The sequence below is a fragment of the Clostridioides sp. ES-S-0054-01 genome (genome assembly GCA_021561035.1).
In the GTDB taxonomy this organism is placed as follows: Bacteria; Bacillota; Clostridia; order Peptostreptococcales; family Peptostreptococcaceae; genus Clostridioides.
On record CP067346.1, the window covers coordinates 3,892,522 to 3,910,867 of the forward strand.

Here is an 18,346-nt window from a genome sequence, read left to right on the forward strand (position 1 = left end):
ATTTATAATGCAATAACGATTTCATAACAAAATTAATTTTTATATAATTGATAATATCACTTATTTGCTTAAAATTATTATAACATTATAATGTTTGCTTGTAAACATTATAATGTTATAATATTATTTTTTTTATAATACAAATAAAAATCCTGAGCATATTGTCATTTTAATAAACTCAGGATTTTTATTATATTTCATATTTAATTACGTAATTTTGTACTTCTGTATTATATCTTGCAAATGATAACTCAACTATATTATCGCTATCATCATAGGTCTTTCTTTTTCTTCCTAATAATATATCTTTATCTAGATTTAAAGCCTTTGATACTTCTAGCTCAGATTCTTCTATAAAAAATTCATCTTCAAATCTAGTTATATTTATATTTCTCCTGTATAAATACATATATAAAGAACTTTCATTATTAAAACTTTCAACAGTTAGATTTTCGTCAAAAGGTATATAATGAGTAAAAAATATATATGGCTTACTATCCAAGTAATACATTCTAGTAATCTTGATACATTTTTCTCCAAATATACTAAACACTTGTGAATTTTTATCATTTATTATTTTTTCAATTGAAATAGTCTCTTTAGATAACTTATGACCTTTAGATAAAAGTATACTTGAAAAAGACTCTGCCTTCGATAGCTTATTAAAAAGATTATTACTTATTACTTTTGTCCCTTTTCCACTTTTTTTCTCTACATATCCTTCTGATTCTAATATCTCAATAGCTTTTCTAATAGTAATTTTACTGACCCCAAATTCTTGCTCTAATTCTCTTTCTGTTGGAATATTTTCATCAATTTTATATTCGTTATTTAATATTTTTTGCTTTAATATCTCAACGACTTGTATATATAATGGTTGATTTCTTAACATGATTCACCTCTTAAATTATATGTTATAATATTATAACATATAATCTTATACTATTAATAGTAAATATCCATTAACTTTAAACTCAATACAAAAAAAGTCCTCAAAACAAACTTAATGTACTGCTCACCAAATATTGAACCAACAATCTAGCAATTAGTGTGCAACACATAATGTATATTTTAAGAACTCTCTTAATTTATTCTCTTTAACTTTTACTTATCTTGTAATCTCAAATGTAAATCAACGATTTCCTCAGCCAACTGTTGAAAATTCATACCATTCATTAAGTGGTCCTGTGCATGTACAAGTATGACACTTAGTTCAGTCTTGTTTCCACTAGCTTCATTTTGTATTAATTCTGTTTGATATCTATGTGCCTTATTTATAACTTCCTTAGACTCTTTTAATAATTCTTTTGCTTTTTCTATGTTTCCATTTTTAGCTTCTTTTATTGCCTCAAAAGCTAATCCTTTACCTTCACCTGCATAGCCTATTATACCAAAAGAAATCTCTATAATTTTTTCGTCCATCCTTTGATTCTCCCAATTTATATATTAAACATACATTATATTTTCTATTACTTAGCATTGTTAAGTTCTATAGCTCTATTTAAAACAGCTTTCCCATTAACTGTCCCATAGTGCATCATATTTATAACTTCTACTGGTACATTATATGGCTTAGCTATTTCCTGAGCCTTAGACAATATGTATCTAACTTGTGGTCCTAATAATAAAACATCACATTTTTCTATTTCATTTTGTATATTTGATTCTGGTATTGCCCAAATTTGTGACTCTATACCGTTTTCTTTAGCTGCACTTTCCATCTTATTAACTAATAAACTTGTAGACATTCCCGCTGAACAAGCCAACATTATTTTTATCATATATTTCCCTCCAAATTTTTATTAACAATTTTTAAACATTATAATGTTATAATATTTTATTTAATTCTACCTTAAATGCAATATACTTTCAACACTTTTTTATTATTTTAATATTATTAATTTCTAAATAGAAAAAACATATCACTTATTTGTGATATAACTCACCATCAACAATCAACTCACAAAATATACATACAAGTATAAATCATGCCATCTGAAAAAGCACACTACTTTAAATTGAATTTGATGTATCTTATGTTTATTTGGTTCAGTTGTATAAAATCTACTTAGTAACTTGTATTATTATAGGTTTTGTTTACAATAAAAGAGTCTGATTATTTTTGCTAACTCTTTTAGTGAATCGGTATTTACCTCATATCCAGCATTTTTCACAAATTGAATTTCTGATTTTATTATACCTTTAGTTATATTATTTGTAGCTTTTTTATTTGCTTTATCTTTTTCTCCACATATAACCAACACAGGGTATGAAATATTTTTATCAAATTAAATACAAATTTTATTATAAGTAACTGTATATCATTTTATATAAAAAATAAAACCGTATCACTTATTTATGATACGGTTCGCCATTATTTATCCTATAAGACCTATAAATCTGCTCTAATAATATCAATCTCATCATCTGATGAGGAAAAGTCATCCTCGAAAAAGATAACCTATAATCAGCCCTTCCTAATACCTCATCAGAAAGCCCTAGAGAACCTCCAATTATAAAACAGACACTACTATTACCTCTAACTGCTAAATCACTCATAGTCTTAGCAAGCTCTTCAGAGGACAAATTCTTTCCATCGATAGCCAGAGCTATAACATAACTATTATGTTTTATCTTCCCTAAAATTTTCTTTCCTTCTTTATCTTTTATAATTTCTATTTCTCTAATACTCAGATTTTCTGGAGCTTTTTCATCATCCAACTCTATAATTTCAAGCTTACAGTACTTTGAAAGCCTCTTCTTAAATTCATCAATACCCAACTTTAAATATTTTTCTTTAATTTTACCTACTACAACTATACTTATATTCATATGTTTCTCCTAAACCTGATTTCGCTACAAATTTATATACTAATATAATTTACAAACTCTTATAAAATTAACTCTCTCTTTCTTGATTTGCATACTCTATGAACTCTTCAACAAGGTATAGTCTTACTATAATAATATTCTTGATATATTTTACCTCCTAAGCCATACAACTTATATCTTTGATTCAAATTTTTAACATATTCAACAATTATGTCAAAATCCAAATGATTTGAAAGATTCAAAATTACAAGAGTGGTTGAACCAGCCATAATAGCAGGTATAGCTAAAATCATTCTTTGATTTATAGAATATAAAATTTTATTATCTTCAACATTTTCGAAATTTCTTTTTAGCAAAGTTATTCAACTCTACTTCATCTCATAGATATTAGAAACATCGTTTCTTGATAGTACATCTAGTTTTACATCCTGTCCAACTACTATATCATTTGATGCTAATACTCCTTTTGAAGTCTCATATGCCAATTCTGGAAAATTATTTTCCTTACTTAAATGTGCTAATAATATAGATTCTGTACCTTTATTAATAAGTTCAACACAGAAATTAGCAGCATCCTCATTAGATAAATGACCAGTACTTGACATTACTCTTTTCTTTAAAGCATATGTATATGAACCCATCATAAGCATATTAGGGTCATAATTTGATTCTAATACTACTAATTTAGATTTATATAGATGTTTTTTTATATTTTGAGTTATACATCCTATATCAGTAGCTATAGACATTTTTTCATCACTTTCTGTATAAAAATTATATCCAACTGGGTCAGAAGCATCATGTTCTATTGAAAAAGGTCTCACTATGATGTCTCCTAATGAATAGGTTTTATCATTTTCAAAGACCTTCATATTTTTATCTTTAATATCACCCAACTTATCCCTCATAGAACACCATGTTTTTATATTGGCAAATACTGGTATATCAAACTTTCTTGATAATATACCTGCTCCTTTTATATGGTCAACATGCTCGTGTGTTATAAATATCCCTTTTAATTTATCTGCATCTACACCAATGTCTTTAAGACCTGTAGTTATCCTCTTTCCACTTAATCCTGCATCTACTAGTATATTAGTATTTTTATACCCTATATAGTGGCAATTCCCACTACTGCCACTTCCCACTGAACAATACTTTAGCATTCCTTCACCTCTTTTTCTGCCTTATAAATTATATTATACCAAAAAAACAGAGTATTAAATAAAATTTAATACTCTGTACGAAATTTACTTAGATTCACTTATAATCTTATTTATATCTACCCCCTTACTATTCCATAGCTCTACAAAAGCTCTTCCATTAGCGTTTTTATATTTATATTTATTATAATATTCATTTAAAGTCTCAAAGAATACTTTATCACCAACTTCTTTTCTTATTTGATTAAAAGCTATTGCCCCTTTTGTGTAAACATTTAAACTATATTCAGTAGAATTTTTATATTCATTTGTTGGTTTAAATATATTCTCACTTAAATAACTCTTTGTCTGTATTTCCATTGTCTTTATAAGCTTATTTGCCATTTCCTTACCATACTTCTGCTCAAAGTAAACTATTGTAGAATATTCAGTAAGTGCCTCATCCAACCAAGGTTCACTTATTTCATCATTTCCAACAGCAGAATACCACCATTGATGTGCTGTCTCATGAGCAATAACATATTCTAGTAAAAATTCATTTTTTTCATTATATAGGCTTTGGTCTATCATAACAAGCATAGGATATTCCATTCCCCCTATAAAAAAGTCACTTGCTACAACAGAGTATTCTTTATACGGATATTTCCCAAATAATTCACTAAATATATTTATTGAATCTTTTGCAACTTCAGTTGCTTTTTTAGAAAGATTTTTATTTAAATTGTATGTATTAATAGCTACTCCTCTTGAATCAACCTTATTTACATCAAATTTACTACTTAATATAAATGCAAAATCTCTAACATTTTCAGCTTCTATTTCATATAACATCTTCTTATTATCATGTTTATCATCAATAAGCTTTCCCGTATGAGCAATTTTATATTTATTTGGAATCAATAGTTTCACATGAAAATCACTAGTCTCACTATAAAATGGGTCACCAATAGCTTCATAACTCTTTAAATTCCATCCTCTTTCATCATTTACACAAGCTATAGGAAACCAATTAGTAACATTTATAGTATTTTCTCCATATCCAAATCTTCCAACTGAATTTGGTATTTTTACATTATATTTTATATCTAATGACATTCTTTCATTCGGTTTTAATTCTTTCCCTAATTCAATTTCTAATACATCGTTTTTATCCCCTTTAATTTTATACTCCATTTTACTATTCTTATTTAATATATTTTTTATATCTATATACCCTTCATTAAATCCATTAGGATAAGCCCTTGTCATTTCACTTTTTTCAAAAGGAGCAAAATCCTTTTTGGAAAAAGCATTCGGATATATGTGGAAATATATTTTATCTATGTTTGATTTTGTATTATTTATGTACTCAACATTCTGATTACACATTAGCCTCTTAGTCTCATCATCAAATATAACATCCATATTATATTGATTTATTTTTGAATCAATTTTTTCTTTGTATGTTTCTAAACTGTCATCCTTTTCTATAAAGCAACCTATTATTAATACCATAAATAGAATTGCTACTGATAATGTTCTTCTTACTTTTTGGTTGAATTTTATAACCAAAATATCTCCTCCTTTTCAAAATGAATATTTCTAGAAAATATTTACATGCTAATCTTATGACCTTTTATTTGTTTACAGACAAATATAATATAAAAAATGATATAATTTAATCTGAGGTGATAAAATGTTTTTTAAAGAAAGCAATGAAATAGATTTAGGTGAAATCACTATTCCCAATATCTTTATAGATATATTTATGCCAATGGCGGACGGGTTATACGTAAAAGTTTATCTTTTGGGATATAGACAGGCATGTGATATTACTTCTAATCCTAAGTTCGACAATAATTCAATAGCCAAAAACCTAAATATACCCTTATCTGATGTGTTATCTGCTTGGAAATTCTGGGAGGAAAAGAAGATTATAAAAATACATGACAATGGAGAATATGATAATTTTAATTATTCAATAGAATTTTTAGATTTAAAAAATTTCTATATTGAGAATATATTAGGTAATAATTCATCTATAAAATCTAATACAGATCAAGTTGTATCTACTTCTGAAAATCCAAGTATTAGAAAAATGTTTAATTCTATAAATAAAATAGTTGGTCGATATCTCGACCCAAGTGAGAAGATTAGTATTATGGATATAATGAATAAATACAATATGAGTCCTGATATGATACTTTGTGCTTATGAATATGTCAAAGATAAAACTGGTACATCAAAGCCAGTTAAATACATTGAAGGCATTATCAGGAATTGGTATGATTCAAATTTATATACACCAAAGGATGTTGAAGAAAGCTTTTTAGTTAGAAGTGAAAGATATATTTTATATAAAACGATTTTCAATGAATTGGGGTTTTCAAGACAACCATCAAAATCAGAAAAAGAGCTTATGGACACTTGGTTTGATGAATTTGATATGGATATAGAACTGATAATAAATGCCTGTTCTAAATCTAAAAATATTTCAAACCCAAACATATCTTATATAAATGGTATAGTTAAAAATTGGAATGAAAAAAATATAAAAAATTTAAATGATTTAAAGCAAAAAGAGGAAGAACGTATAGTTAAGGAGAATATTAATAAGAAGCAGATTAATACTACTCAAAACAACAGTACTTACAAGAAAACTAAGTTTCATAATTTCAACGAAACATTTACTCAGTATACTTCTGATGAACTCGATGAGATTATTAAAAAAAGTCAAAAAGAAAAGTTTAAGTAGGTGATTAAATGAATGAGGATAAAATAAGAAAAATACTTGCTAAATACGATAAGAGAAGAGATAACAATGAACTCTTATTAGAACATAGAAAAAATGAGGTATATAATAGAATCCCTGAAATAAAATCTATAGATGATGAAATTTCTAAAATAGGTCTCAAATTAGCTAAAATAGTGCTTTTAAATCCTAAGTCTAAAGATGAAATTGTAAATAAGACTAAAGAGAATATAGAATCCTTAAAAATAAAGAAAGAAAAACTTTTAGCTGAAAATAACATACCTCTTGATTACTTGGAAATAAAGTTTCAATGTGCTTCTTGTAAAGATAAAGGTTTTTTACCTAATGGTGAAAAATGTTCTTGTCTTAAACAAGAAATTGTAAATGAAGCTTATAAGATGTCTAATTTAGACAGGATTTTAAGTCAGGAAAATTTTTCGAATTTTAACTTGAATATATTTTCTCCTAAGAAAGGTTCTAATGGAGAAATATCTCCTAGAGAAAATATGCTAAATAATTTAAGTATCTGCGAAAATTTTGTTCATGATTTTAATAAAGATAATAATGAAAATCTACTATTTTATGGTTCTACTGGACTAGGAAAAACATATATGTGCAATTGTATTGCAAAGGATTTGTTGGATAAAGGTAATGTTGTAATCTACCAGACTTCTTTCAGAATCTTAGATATTCTTGAAGATTATAAATTTAGGAGAGACACAAATAATCAGATAAATGAAGATAATTATAAAAACTTGTTTGATTGTGATTTATTAATAATAGATGACCTTGGTACTGAACTTAATAATTCTTTTACTAGTGGAGAAATCTTCAATATTGTAAATACAAGACTTGTCGATGGTAAAAAAATTATTATCTCAACCAACTTAACACCATCTCAGATAGGAAATACTTATACTCAAAGAACTCTCTCTAGAATCTTAGATAAGTTTAGAATTTTAGAATTTACTGGAGATGATTTGAGATGGGAAAGATTCAAATAAACTAGCCCTTAAAAAACATTTTTTTATTTTTAAATAGAGAGGTAAGAACAAACTTGCTTCTCTGTTTAAAACTTATACCACATAAATTAAGCTATCCTTTTTATTTTTCTATTTACATATCTAATGTATCCTCAATATAATAAATCTTTTATGTTCTTTGTAATTTATATTTATTGGCACTATAAATTTATTATATTATTCAATACGTTTCTATAATTATTCTAAATTTTAGTTTTAAAACTATAGTGTTAGAAATAATTAAATATTTTGTTGTAATTAAATTTCATTTTTCATACAATAAAAAATGAAATTAAAAAAAGATACTTAAAAGTATCCTGTAACATAGAAAATTATATTAATTTAAATTTATGTACCTTGTGGAGCTGGTGATAGGAATCGAACCTACAACCTGCTGATTACAAGTCAGCTGCTCTACCGTTGAGCCACACCAGCATATAATCTAATCTTTATCTCTAATTCAAAATTTGGTGGGACTAACAGGGCTCGAACCTGTGACCCCCTGCTTGTAAGGCAGGTGCTCTCCCAGCTGAGCTATAGTCCCATACTGGTGACTCGTAGGGGAATTGAACCCCTGTTACCGCCGTGAAAGGGCGGTGTCTTAACCTCTTGACCAACGAGCCATACTTTGGTGATCTATCCGCGACTCGAACGCGGGACACCCTGATTAAAAGTCAGGTGCTCTACCGACTGAGCTAATAGACCACATTCTTTCGACTTTTTTCGTCGTTTCTTTCACTCACAAGTTATATTATAACTGCTGTACAATTTTTAGTCAATAGTTTTTTTATTTTTTTAGTATATAATTAAAATACTCTGGAGTTGTCTATTTTCAACAAAATATTTTAAATAAAATATATAATTAGAATACAGAAATATGACTTTAATTACACTTAAAATATACATAAATTTTAAGCAAATAAAAATTTGATATAAATCTAATGCAAAAGAGTATCCCTAATAACTATAATCATTACCTTGAGATACTCTTTCCTTATTATTCAAAATTTAATTTTTTTAATAAAATATTAAGCAAATATATTTTTTCTTATTATTGTTTGAGCTCTATTAGGACCAACAGAAACCATGTCTACACTTACTCCTACCAACTCTTCTATTTTAGCTATATATTTCTTTGCATTTTCTGGAAGATTATCAAAATTATCTACTTGAGTTATATCTTCATTCCATCCATCTAACTCTTCATATACAGGTTCACATTTTGCTAAGTCATCTAATGAAGCTGGAAAATCTGTTATTATTTTATCACCCATTTTGTAAGATGTACAAACTTTTATTTTATCAAATCCAGTTAAGACATCCAGTAGCATAAATGAAATACTAGTCAATCCATTAACTCTAGCAGCATACTTAACTATAACTGCATCAAACCATCCACATCTTCTTGGTCTACCAGTAGTTACTCCAAATTCACGACCTTGTTCTCTTATTTTGTCACCAGTTTCATTTATTTGCTCTGTAACAAACGGTCCTTCTCCAACTCTTGTAGTATATGCCTTTACAATACCAACAACATCTTTTATCATATTTGGTCCTATTCCTGCACCAATCGCAAATCCGCCAGATGTTGGGTGAGAGGATGTAACAAATGGATAAGTTCCTAAATCTAAATCTAATAAAGTCCCTTGTGCTCCTTCAAATAATACTTTTTTACCTGCTTTTATTGCATCATATACAATAACTGATGTATCTGCCACATATTTTCTTATTTGCTCTGCGTATCCTACATATTCATTATATATAGTTTCAAAATCAAACAATTCTTCTTTTCCATATATATTTTTAACTATTTCATTTTTAGCATCTATTTGAGCTTTTAATTTTATAGCGAATTTCTCTTTATCCATTAAGTCACATATTCTAATTCCAGATCTCTCTGTTTTATCCATATAACAAGGTCCAATACCTTTTTTTGTTGTACCTATCTTTAAATCTCCTCTGGCTTCTTCTGACAATGCATCTAGTTCTTTATGATATGGGAATATGACATGTGCTCTATCACTTATTTTTATATTTTCTGTACTTATATTATCCGCTTTAAACATTTCCAATTCTTCTAAAAATCCTTTAGGGTCAAATACTATTCCATTTCCGATTATATTTACTGTATTTGGATTTAAAACTCCAGATGGAATTAAATGTAGTGCGTATTTTTTACCTTCTACAACTAATGTATGTCCTGCATTATTTCCACCTTGCCCTCTTACTACTACATCTGCTTGAGTAGCAAGATAATCTATAACTTTACCTTTACCTTCATCTCCCCATTGAGAACCAACAATTGCAACTGTTTTCATGTAATTCACCTCTATATTTTATATACTCTCGAACACTTTACTTACTTATTCTATCAAATATTCGTATTTTTTTCAACTTTTTTAGCATTCTCCAATATTTAACATATATTCTTCTATTTTTGAAAATTCTTCTTTCTCTATTATTTCTTTTTCAGATTTTATAATTTTTTCCATAAATTTATCCACATCTAAAAGTTTTTCTAATTTACATATGTTAATTATGTTTCCTAAGTTTGTATTAGTCATGTTTATATAATATTGATTATCCACATTATTAGCATAAACAACAATAGATTCTCTTAAATTATTATCAATTACTCTAAATAAGTTTATTTCATCAAGTACTTTAATTATATTGGGATATATATATTTTAAGCTTATTTTTTCCATATTATTCCTCCTAATAATTAATATTTATACACAGATAAAGCAAGCCAAAAGCTTGCTTTATCTACTTATTCACACTTATCAACAGGCTATCTGTGGATACTGTGGATAATTTTTTAGCTAAATTTCAATGTTTAGCCATATTTAGTGACATGTATCCACATTTTTCCTGTAGAAAGAAAGGACGTTCTGTGGATATTAGTTAGATTATAGGTCTCTCAACTTATCCCCAAATCTTTGAACTTCACCAAGCCAAACAAGTTCTACAGAACCAGTTTCGCCATGTCTATTTTTCGCTATTATTACTTCTCCTATATTTTTACTTTCAGAATCAGCATGATAATATTCGTCTCTATATAGGAACATAACTATATCTGCATCCTGCTCTATTGCTCCAGATTCTCTTAAGTCAGATAACATAGGTCTATGGTCTGCTCTTTGTTCTGGTGCACGTGATAGCTGAGATAATGCTACCACAGGACAGTTTAGTTCTTTTGCTAGTACCTTTAATGACCTTGATATTTTAGATATCTCTTGTTGTCTACTCTCATTATTACCTTCACCTTCCATAAGTTGAAGATAATCAATAAGCACTAAATCTAGTCCTTTTTCTATCTTTAACTTTCTACACTTTGACCTTAGTTCTGATATTTTTATACCAGGAGTATCATCTATGTGTATTTTTGCATCTGATAACACTGCCATAGCATCTATAATTCTAGGCCAGTCATTATCATTAAGTGTTCCAGTCTTTATTTTTTTTAATTCTACACTAGACTGTGAAGATAACATACGTTGTACTAATTGTTCCTTAGACATCTCTAAACTAAATACAGCTACAGAAGCATCACCTTTTAAGGCTGCATTTTGAACTAAGTTTAAAGAAAAAGCAGTTTTACCCATTGCTGGTCTAGCTGCAATTAATATTAAATCAGTTCTTTGAAGACCATTTATTTTTTTGTTTAAATCTTTAAAACCAGTAGTTATACCAGTAACATCACTCTTATTGGTATATAATTTTTCTATCATATCATAGGCATCCATCAAAACTAAGTTTATAGATTTAAAATCATCACTAGTTTTCTCCTGTGATATATCAAATATACTCTTCTCAGCTTGTTCTAAAACATCTTCAATCTTAGTTGCTCCACTATATCCTAGATTTATTATTTCATTAGAAGCTTTTATAAGCTTTCTAAGTACAGACTTTTCTTTTACTATGTCAGCATAGTATTTTACGTTTGAAGTCGTCGGTACTATAGTAGAAAGACTTGTAATATAACTGATTCCTCCAATATCATTAAGATGCCCTTGTTTTCTTAGCTCTTCTGTCAATGTTATCAGGTCTATAGGCTCACCTTTATTACTTAAAGTTATCATACATTCATATATTATTTTGTGAGCCTCTTTATAGAAGTCATCAGGCTTTATAGTTTCTGTAACCGTTATTATAGCATCTTTATCTAGAAGTATAGAACCAAGTATTGATTGTTCAGATTCTACACTATGAGGAGGAATTCTCGTCATATCTTCCATCTTAATCACCTCTAGTTATTACTGTTTTTCTTTTACATCCACTCTTATTTTAGTAGTTACTTTTTGATGTATTTTTATTTCTACAAAAGTTGAACCTAAAGCTCTTATTGGCTCATCTAATAATATTTTTCTTTTATCTACATCTATATCTTTTTGTTTCTTTAGTTGCTCAGCAATTTCTTTAGCAGTTATTGAACCAAATAATCTTCCACCTTCTCCTGCTTTTGAATATATTTCTATATTGATTTCTTCCATTTGCTTACCTAGTAAAACTGCTTCTTCATACTCTTTTTGTGCTTTTATTTCTTTAGATTTATTCTTTTCATTTAACTCTTTTATTGCTACACTATCCGCTTGTACAGCCATCTTTTTAGGAAATAAGAAATTTCTTGCATATCCATCACTTACTTCTTTCATTTCCCCTTTTTTACCAGTTCCTTTTACATCTTTTAATAATATAACTTTCATCTATTCTTCCTCCTCCAAATACTCCTCTATTATTTTATTTACCATTTTATAAGCTTCTTTTAGAGAAACATCTTTTAACTGTGCTCCAGCTATATCTATATGCCCCCCGCCTCCTAATTTTTCCATAAGTACATGTACATTTATTTGTCCTAAAGACCTAGCACTTACAAATATAGTATCATCTTTTTCACCTAATACAAAGGAAGCTTCTACTTCTTTGATGTTTAGTAACTCATCAGCAGTTTGAGCTATTATAACATTTATACTATCTATTTCAGTACTTGAATATGCTAGACATATTCTATTATTTATTATTTTAGTACTTTGAATTATTTCAGCTTTTATTATGAAGTCTTTTACATCAGAATTGAAGAACTTCTTGACCTCTATAGTATCTGCTCCAACTTTTCTAAGGTAAGAAGCAGCTTCAAAAGTCCTAACACCTGTTTTAAATGCAAAGTTTTTAGTATCTAGACTTATACCTGCTAAAAGCCCTTCAGCTGTAAGTTTATTTATTGTTACATCTTCATCCATATACTGAACTAACTCTGTAACCATTTCACATGTTGAAGATACATATATCTCATGGAATAAAAGTACTGCATCATTTATGAACTCCACACCTCTTCTATGATGGTCTATAACTACTACCTTCTCTGATAGCTTTAACAGTTCTTCACATTCAGTATAATTAGGTCTATGAGTATCAACTACTACAACTAATGTATTTTTAGTACAGTTGTCAATAGCCTCCTCTTTTCCAATAAACAACTTCTTATAGTAACTATTTTCATTTATTTTATTTATAAATATTTCTATAGATTCATTTACAGATTGTAAAACTATGTTTGCGGTTTTGTTACAGGATTTACATATATCATAAACTCCAACTGCTGCTCCCATAGCATCCATATCTGGATATTTATGTCCCATTATATAAACTTGATCACTTTGTTGTATGACCTCTCTTAAAGCATGACCTATTAATCTGGATTTTACTTTGGTTTTCTTTTCTACAGCTTTAGATTTTCCTCCATAAAATACAAATTTATCTTTTGTTTTTACAACAGCCTGGTCACCACCTCTACCAAGTGCTAAATCAAGAGCACCTGTAGCAAGCTTTAGGTTCTCATTTAATGTATCTCCATCTATACCAATTCCTATACTTATAGTAACAGGAAGATTGTTTCCATAATCAATATGTCTTATTGTATCTAAAATAGAAAACTTCTCAGCTTCCAATTTTTTTAACTCTTTTTTATGCATCACCAAGAAGAATTTATCTTTTGAAGTTCTTCTCAACGCACCATTTGAATTTAATTCTAAAGCAGAAAGTATTTTTTCTACTTCAACATTAATTAAAGCCCTCTTATCTTCTGCTGCACTTTTTAATACTTCATCATATCCATCTACTTGTATTAGCATCATTGCATTTTTTTCATCATCATAATCTTGTTTTACTTTTAAATATTCAGTCTTGTCTATCCAGTATAATATCATCAAATATTTAGGATTCTTTTCTTGGTCATTTTTTATAACATTATAAATTATTGTATATTCTTTTTCTTTGTAGTTTATTTCTGTGTACATCTCTTTATTTTCATTTAATACTTTTCTTAAATTAAGATTTTTAACTATGTCTTCTATATTTTTATCCAGTAAATCTTTTTGACCAATCATATCATAAAACTTTCCATTATACCAGGATATATTTCCATCAAATTCTAATATACATAGTGGTATTGGAAGATTTATTATAGCTTTTTTAGTTGTTTCATCTATATCTAAAGATAAATTTTGAATATACTCTGTCCATTCATAACGTCTGATATTAGTTGTTCTCCAGTTGTGAAAAACCATATATACAAAAATACAGAAAAATAAACACCCTACATACAAGTTGTAATAAAGCAAAATTATACTAGAAATACCAATAACAATTATATATAAATTTATTTCTGGCATATTTAATTTAAAGGTTTGTTTATTACTCATTTCTATCCTCCTAAGTGGATTTATAACTTCTTACCTTTCTAAAGTCAATTATACTATCTACCATACCAACAAAAGATATTCCCATAAATCCAAATAAACATAAAATTATCCCTGAAAGAAACATAATTTTATTTGGTCCTTGTCTTATCCATTTCTTTAAAAAATAAATACAAACTGCTATACCTTGAATTACAAACATTAAATTAAAAACTAGCTGTAAATTAGTCATTATTAATTCTGTATATAGTTTTGAACCAATAATTTGAATAAATAATACTAACAAATAAAGTAAGAATGTTGTGAGTATAGCATTTCCTGGTAAATAAAAGTCAGCAAATTTAGGAAATCTTACATTCATCTTTGTAATTCTTTTAATAAAAAATACACTTAAATAATATGTTACAAATGCTGATAACAGCCCTTGTAAAAATAACATCATTGGTAGCATATTTGTAAAATAACTTACAATCTCATCTGGCTTCATTTTATCAAACACTTTAAGCTCAGTTGCAGAAAAACTATTTTTTTGAATATTTACAACTTCTGTTATCATCTTAGAAGCTTCATCTAATAGATTTACATTTAAAAATATCTTTAATACAAAAAAATATACAAGCATTGAAAGTACAAATATTATAGTTCCACCATATATTGGTTCAAATTTATTACTATCCTCTTGTTCAAAACTTCTCTTTAACATCTTTCCTATTGCTATGCCTGGTAAAGAATACATTATACATATATTTAATGCATAAGAAATGTCTGCAAATAGAGCAAGTACGCAAAATGTAATTAAAATAGATATAAAAGAATACTTTCTATCAGTAATAGCACCTATAATTACATATGGAACAGCTGCTAATATACTAAACATTCCTAGCATTGGAATATAGGCTATTACTAAAGCGATTATTATAGCTAAAACTATTATAGAAATTGCTTTAGATAGTCTAATTTTATTATTCAATTTAATATCACTCCCTATTATCCATATGTTTTTTTAAATTAGATAAATCTCCATACCATCTTTCAACACTATGGTCCTCATCTATACCAATTTTTATTTTTTCTTTGACTTTATAATCCACGTCTCTAAAACTAATTCCTAATCTCTTTGCTAAGAGATATGTTATCATTATTATATTTGCTAAAGTATCTTGAATTGCTTCATCTAATGGTTTTACCCCTTTAAACAATAAATTAAACAAATCACTTACACTCATTAATATTTCTGTTTTCATCCACTCTATTATCTTTATGTTTCTAGTTATCTCAGAACCTTTATCTATTTTCACGTTTACAACCCTCCTTAATATATAATATTATATCATAAATAATAATATATTTAAGTATATAAACAAAAAAACGAGCTTTATAGCTCGCCTCATTAGATATATAAATGCATACAATAAAAAATGAGCACAAGGCTCATTTTTTTAGTCTAATGTATATGGTAAAAGTGCTATATTTCTCGCTCTTTTTATAGCAACTGTTAATTCTCTTTGATGCTTAGCACAAGTTCCAGATATTCTTCTTGGTAATATCTTTCCTCTTTCAGTTATATACTTTTGTAATCTTTGAGTACTTTTGTAATCTATTTTAGCGTTTTTGTCAGCACAAAATTGACAAACTCTTTTTTTCTTACGTCTTTTTTTATTCATCATGACTTTTTTCCCTCCTTTTTAAAATGGTATATCGTCATCATCTATAGCTTGGAAACCTTGTGGGTCTAAACCTTGAGGTTCAAAGCTTGGCTCAAAAGCTGGAGCACTCTCTCTATATGAATTTTCCGATTTATTCTTACTATCCAAAGCTTGTACTGATCTAGTACTTACTTTTGTAAAAGTTCTCTTTTCACCTGATTGTGTCTGATAATTGTCTACTCTTATAGATCCTTGAAGTGCAACTAATCTACCTTTAGTTATGTAATTAGCACAAAACTCAGCAGATTTCCCCATTACTTCAACAGGTATAAAATCAGTTTCTTTAGATCCATCTTTTTTTACATAGTCTCTATCAATGGCTATTGTAAAGGATGCCACTGGTGTTCCTGTACCTGGGATGTATCTTAATTCAGGGTCTCTAGTCAATCTTCCCACTAATACAACTTGATTCATAAAAACACCACCTATTTTTTATAATAAAACCAGTTATTAAGCAACAACTATCATGTGTCTTATTACGTTTTCATTTATCTTTAAGTTTCTGTCTATCTCTTTAGGAACGTCTACTGCTGATTTGAAGTTAACTAATACATAGAAACCTTCTGTAAACTTAGCTATTGGATAAGCTAATTTTTTAGTTCCCCAAGTATCAACTTTAACTATTTCTCCGTCAGTTGCAACAACTTCCTTAACTTTGTTTAGTATAGCCTCTCTTATTTCTTCATCAGAGTTTGGCTTTACCACATAAACTAATTCATAATTTCTCACTATAATTCACCTCCCTTTGGACTTAACGGCTCTACACTCTTAGAGCAGAGAAATGAGACTAAAATCTCATACCTACATATTTTATCATTTATTCTTATTTCTGTCAATTTAAATTTTGGACAAAGTTTAGTATAAGATAAATTATATATTCTTAATTAACAAGGGATGGCAACAGCCATCCCTTGTAATATATCTATATAAGTTATTATTTTTAATTAAGCTTCTACACCCATAGCCTCTTTTAATACAGCTGCTATATTTTTTATACCTTCTATTATCTTTTCTTCTGGCATATTTGAATAGTTAAGTCTGAAAGTATTTTCTCTACCACCATTAGGGAAGAATCCTCCTCCAGCAACATAAGCAACATTCTTATCTAGGCATTTTGGCATTAATTCTTTAGCATTTAAATTACTTGGAAGCTCTACCCATGTAAATAATCCACCTTCTGGATGAGTAAATACTAATCCTTCTGGGAATTCTTCTTCCATAGTCTTAAGCATTACATCTCTACGTTTAACATAAACTGCTTTTATTTTGTCAACATGCGCATCTAAGTCATACATATCCATAAATTTACTTACTTCCATTTGAGATATAGTTGATGCTTGTAAGTCTGCACCTTGTTTTGCAAAGTTAAATTTAGATAATATTTCTGGAGAAGCACAAGTCCATCCTAATCTGTATCCTGGACAGAATATTTTAGAGAAAGTTCCTAAGAATATTACCAATCCTTTTGTATCCATTGATTTTAAAGATGGTAAAGTCTCTCCTTCAAATCTTAAATCTCCATATGGATTATCTTCTATTACTGGTATTTCAAATTTATTTACTATTTCCATGAATTTTTTACGTCTTTCAAGTGGCCAAGTTCTTCCTGTTGGATTTTGGAAGTCAGGTATTACGTAAATCATTTTTATTCTATCAGTTGTTTCTAGTATTTTTTCTAATTCTTCCATTATCATTCCATCAGCATCTGTTGGAACATCTATGAATTTAGGTTGGTAAGATTTAAATGCGTTTATAGCTCCTATGTAAGATGGGCTTTCACATAAAATTACATCACCCTCATCAATAAATACTTTTCCTGCAAAATCTAGACCTTGTTGAGAACCACTTGTAACTAATATATCATCTTTATTTACATTAGTTTTATTTTTCTCATTCATTCTAGCTGCTATTTTTTCTCTTAATGGTTCATATCCTTCTGTTGTAGTATATTGCATAGCTGATCTTCCATTTTCTTCAAGAACTGCAACTGATACTTTTTTCATTTCCTCAACTGGAAATAACTCTGGAGCCGGCATTCCACCAGCAAAAGATATTATTTGTGGTTGTTGAGTAAGTTTTAAAAGCTCACGTATCTCTGATCCTTGTAAACCTTGCATTCTTTTCGCATATTTAACTGCCATAATTAAAGCACCCCCATGAAAATGTTTTCTTCAATTTTTATTATACCAAA

General features: G+C 28.1%; 21 protein-coding genes and 4 tRNA genes. 2 read left to right on the forward strand and 23 right to left on the reverse strand.

From position 1 onward, the window contains the following. Window positions 1-190: 190 nt before the first annotated feature. The 8 genes from JJC02_17765 to JJC02_17800 form a co-directional block, all read right to left on the reverse strand. The gene (locus JJC02_17765; protein UDN54675.1) at window positions 191-892 is read right to left on the reverse strand and encodes a GntR family transcriptional regulator; all 702 of its coding nucleotides are present in this window, start codon (window positions 890-892) and stop codon (window positions 191-193) included. 212 nt (window positions 893-1,104) lie between these two features. Continuing rightward, on the reverse strand, window positions 1,105-1,422 hold the full coding sequence (locus JJC02_17770) for a PTS lactose/cellobiose transporter subunit IIA (protein UDN54676.1): 318 nt from the start codon (window positions 1,420-1,422) through the stop codon (window positions 1,105-1,107). 47 nt (window positions 1,423-1,469) lie between these two features. Next, window positions 1,470-1,781 carry a PTS sugar transporter subunit IIB gene (locus JJC02_17775; GenBank protein ID UDN54677.1) on the reverse strand — a complete coding sequence of 104 codons (312 nt, stop codon included), beginning with the start codon at window positions 1,779-1,781 and terminating at the stop codon, window positions 1,470-1,472. Between the two features lie 303 nt (window positions 1,782-2,084). Then, window positions 2,085-2,264, reverse strand: a complete 180-nt coding sequence (locus JJC02_17780; protein ID UDN54678.1) for a hypothetical protein — start codon at window positions 2,262-2,264, stop codon at window positions 2,085-2,087. Between the two features lie 88 nt (window positions 2,265-2,352). Next, window positions 2,353-2,832, reverse strand: coding sequence for a 23S rRNA (pseudouridine(1915)-N(3))-methyltransferase RlmH (gene rlmH / locus JJC02_17785; protein ID UDN54679.1), 480 nt, complete (start codon window positions 2,830-2,832; stop codon window positions 2,353-2,355). Window positions 2,833-2,939: 107 nt separating this feature from the next. Beyond that, window positions 2,940-3,188 (reverse strand): hypothetical protein, encoded by a 249-nt coding sequence (locus JJC02_17790; GenBank protein ID UDN54680.1) that lies wholly within the window; start codon window positions 3,186-3,188, stop codon window positions 2,940-2,942. A 12-nt stretch (window positions 3,189-3,200) separates the two neighbouring features. Beyond that, window positions 3,201-3,998, reverse strand: a complete 798-nt coding sequence (locus JJC02_17795) for an MBL fold metallo-hydrolase (protein ID UDN54681.1) — start codon at window positions 3,996-3,998, stop codon at window positions 3,201-3,203. A gap of 84 nt (window positions 3,999-4,082) precedes the next feature. Next, window positions 4,083-5,546 (reverse strand): M1 family metallopeptidase, encoded by a 1,464-nt coding sequence (locus JJC02_17800; GenBank protein ID UDN54682.1) that lies wholly within the window; start codon window positions 5,544-5,546, stop codon window positions 4,083-4,085. A gap of 124 nt (window positions 5,547-5,670) precedes the next feature. On the opposite strand from JJC02_17800, the gene JJC02_17805 reads away from it, so the two are divergent. Together JJC02_17805 and JJC02_17810 are read left to right on the forward strand one after the other, a co-directional pair. Beyond that, window positions 5,671-6,729 carry a DnaD domain protein gene (locus JJC02_17805; GenBank protein ID UDN54683.1) on the forward strand — a complete coding sequence of 353 codons (1,059 nt, stop codon included), beginning with the start codon at window positions 5,671-5,673 and terminating at the stop codon, window positions 6,727-6,729. 8 nt (window positions 6,730-6,737) lie between these two features. Further along, window positions 6,738-7,730 (forward strand): ATP-binding protein, encoded by a 993-nt coding sequence (locus tag JJC02_17810; protein UDN54684.1) that lies wholly within the window; start codon window positions 6,738-6,740, stop codon window positions 7,728-7,730. Between the two features lie 378 nt (window positions 7,731-8,108). Here JJC02_17810 and JJC02_17815 read toward each other — a convergent pair. The 15 genes from JJC02_17815 to JJC02_17885 form a co-directional block, all read right to left on the reverse strand. After that, window positions 8,109-8,183 (reverse strand) — tRNA-Thr (locus JJC02_17815). A 33-nt stretch (window positions 8,184-8,216) separates the two neighbouring features. Continuing rightward, window positions 8,217-8,292 (reverse strand) — tRNA-Val (locus JJC02_17820). A gap of 4 nt (window positions 8,293-8,296) precedes the next feature. Continuing rightward, window positions 8,297-8,371 (reverse strand) — tRNA-Glu (locus JJC02_17825). A gap of 6 nt (window positions 8,372-8,377) precedes the next feature. Then, a tRNA-Lys gene (locus tag JJC02_17830) sits at window positions 8,378-8,453 on the reverse strand. Between the two features lie 323 nt (window positions 8,454-8,776). Then, a complete protein-coding gene (locus JJC02_17835; protein UDN54685.1) occupies window positions 8,777-10,066 on the reverse strand; it encodes an adenylosuccinate synthase in 1,290 nt (429 codons plus the stop codon). 81 nt (window positions 10,067-10,147) lie between these two features. Then, window positions 10,148-10,456, reverse strand: coding sequence for a hypothetical protein (locus JJC02_17840; GenBank protein UDN54686.1), 309 nt, complete (start codon window positions 10,454-10,456; stop codon window positions 10,148-10,150). A 204-nt stretch (window positions 10,457-10,660) separates the two neighbouring features. Next, window positions 10,661-11,989 (reverse strand): replicative DNA helicase, encoded by a 1,329-nt coding sequence (dnaB, locus tag JJC02_17845; GenBank protein ID UDN54687.1) that lies wholly within the window; start codon window positions 11,987-11,989, stop codon window positions 10,661-10,663. 18 nt (window positions 11,990-12,007) lie between these two features. Beyond that, a complete protein-coding gene (locus JJC02_17850; GenBank protein ID UDN54688.1) occupies window positions 12,008-12,457 on the reverse strand; it encodes a 50S ribosomal protein L9 in 450 nt (149 codons plus the stop codon). Beyond that, window positions 12,458-14,452, reverse strand: coding sequence for a DHH family phosphoesterase (locus JJC02_17855; GenBank protein ID UDN54689.1), 1,995 nt, complete (start codon window positions 14,450-14,452; stop codon window positions 12,458-12,460). It abuts the gene before it with no gap. 10 nt (window positions 14,453-14,462) lie between these two features. Beyond that, window positions 14,463-15,419 (reverse strand): YybS family protein, encoded by a 957-nt coding sequence (locus JJC02_17860; protein UDN54690.1) that lies wholly within the window; start codon window positions 15,417-15,419, stop codon window positions 14,463-14,465. 7 nt (window positions 15,420-15,426) lie between these two features. Further along, window positions 15,427-15,747, reverse strand: a complete 321-nt coding sequence (locus JJC02_17865) for a MazG-like family protein (GenBank protein UDN54691.1) — start codon at window positions 15,745-15,747, stop codon at window positions 15,427-15,429. A gap of 141 nt (window positions 15,748-15,888) precedes the next feature. Next, the gene (locus JJC02_17870) at window positions 15,889-16,116 is read right to left on the reverse strand and encodes a 30S ribosomal protein S18 (protein ID UDN54692.1); all 228 of its coding nucleotides are present in this window, start codon (window positions 16,114-16,116) and stop codon (window positions 15,889-15,891) included. Between the two features lie 18 nt (window positions 16,117-16,134). Further along, a complete protein-coding gene (ssb, locus tag JJC02_17875) occupies window positions 16,135-16,569 on the reverse strand; it encodes a single-stranded DNA-binding protein (GenBank protein UDN54693.1) in 435 nt (144 codons plus the stop codon). 36 nt (window positions 16,570-16,605) lie between these two features. Then, the gene (locus tag JJC02_17880; GenBank protein ID UDN54694.1) at window positions 16,606-16,884 is read right to left on the reverse strand and encodes a 30S ribosomal protein S6; all 279 of its coding nucleotides are present in this window, start codon (window positions 16,882-16,884) and stop codon (window positions 16,606-16,608) included. Between the two features lie 215 nt (window positions 16,885-17,099). After that, window positions 17,100-18,296: a PLP-dependent aminotransferase family protein gene (locus tag JJC02_17885; GenBank protein ID UDN54695.1), complete on the reverse strand. Its 1,197-nt coding sequence runs from the start codon at window positions 18,294-18,296 to the stop codon at window positions 17,100-17,102. Between the last annotated feature and the right edge of the window lie 50 nt (window positions 18,297-18,346).

Coding starts and splice junctions, on each gene's coding strand:
- ssb (UDN54693.1), bottom strand. CDS start 16,569: ATGAATCAAGTTGTATTAGTGGGAAGATTGACTAGAGACCCTGAATTA.
- JJC02_17850 (UDN54688.1), bottom strand. CDS start 12,457: ATGAAAGTTATATTATTAAAAGATGTAAAAGGAACTGGTAAAAAAGGG.
- JJC02_17775 (UDN54677.1), bottom strand. CDS start 1,781: ATGATAAAAATAATGTTGGCTTGTTCAGCGGGAATGTCTACAAGTTTA.
- JJC02_17885 (UDN54695.1), bottom strand. CDS start 18,296: ATGGCAGTTAAATATGCGAAAAGAATGCAAGGTTTACAAGGATCAGAG.
- JJC02_17870 (UDN54692.1), bottom strand. CDS start 16,116: ATGATGAATAAAAAAAGACGTAAGAAAAAAAGAGTTTGTCAATTTTGT.
- JJC02_17810 (UDN54684.1), top strand. CDS start 6,738: ATGAATGAGGATAAAATAAGAAAAATACTTGCTAAATACGATAAGAGA.
- JJC02_17840 (UDN54686.1), bottom strand. CDS start 10,456: ATGGAAAAAATAAGCTTAAAATATATATATCCCAATATAATTAAAGTA.
- dnaB (UDN54687.1), bottom strand. CDS start 11,989: ATGGAAGATATGACGAGAATTCCTCCTCATAGTGTAGAATCTGAACAA.
- JJC02_17835 (UDN54685.1), bottom strand. CDS start 10,066: ATGAAAACAGTTGCAATTGTTGGTTCTCAATGGGGAGATGAAGGTAAA.
- JJC02_17855 (UDN54689.1), bottom strand. CDS start 14,452: ATGAGTAATAAACAAACCTTTAAATTAAATATGCCAGAAATAAATTTA.
- JJC02_17770 (UDN54676.1), bottom strand. CDS start 1,422: ATGGACGAAAAAATTATAGAGATTTCTTTTGGTATAATAGGCTATGCA.
- JJC02_17805 (UDN54683.1), top strand. CDS start 5,671: ATGTTTTTTAAAGAAAGCAATGAAATAGATTTAGGTGAAATCACTATT.
- rlmH (UDN54679.1), bottom strand. CDS start 2,832: ATGAATATAAGTATAGTTGTAGTAGGTAAAATTAAAGAAAAATATTTA.
- JJC02_17765 (UDN54675.1), bottom strand. CDS start 892: ATGTTAAGAAATCAACCATTATATATACAAGTCGTTGAGATATTAAAG.
- JJC02_17795 (UDN54681.1), bottom strand. CDS start 3,998: ATGCTAAAGTATTGTTCAGTGGGAAGTGGCAGTAGTGGGAATTGCCAC.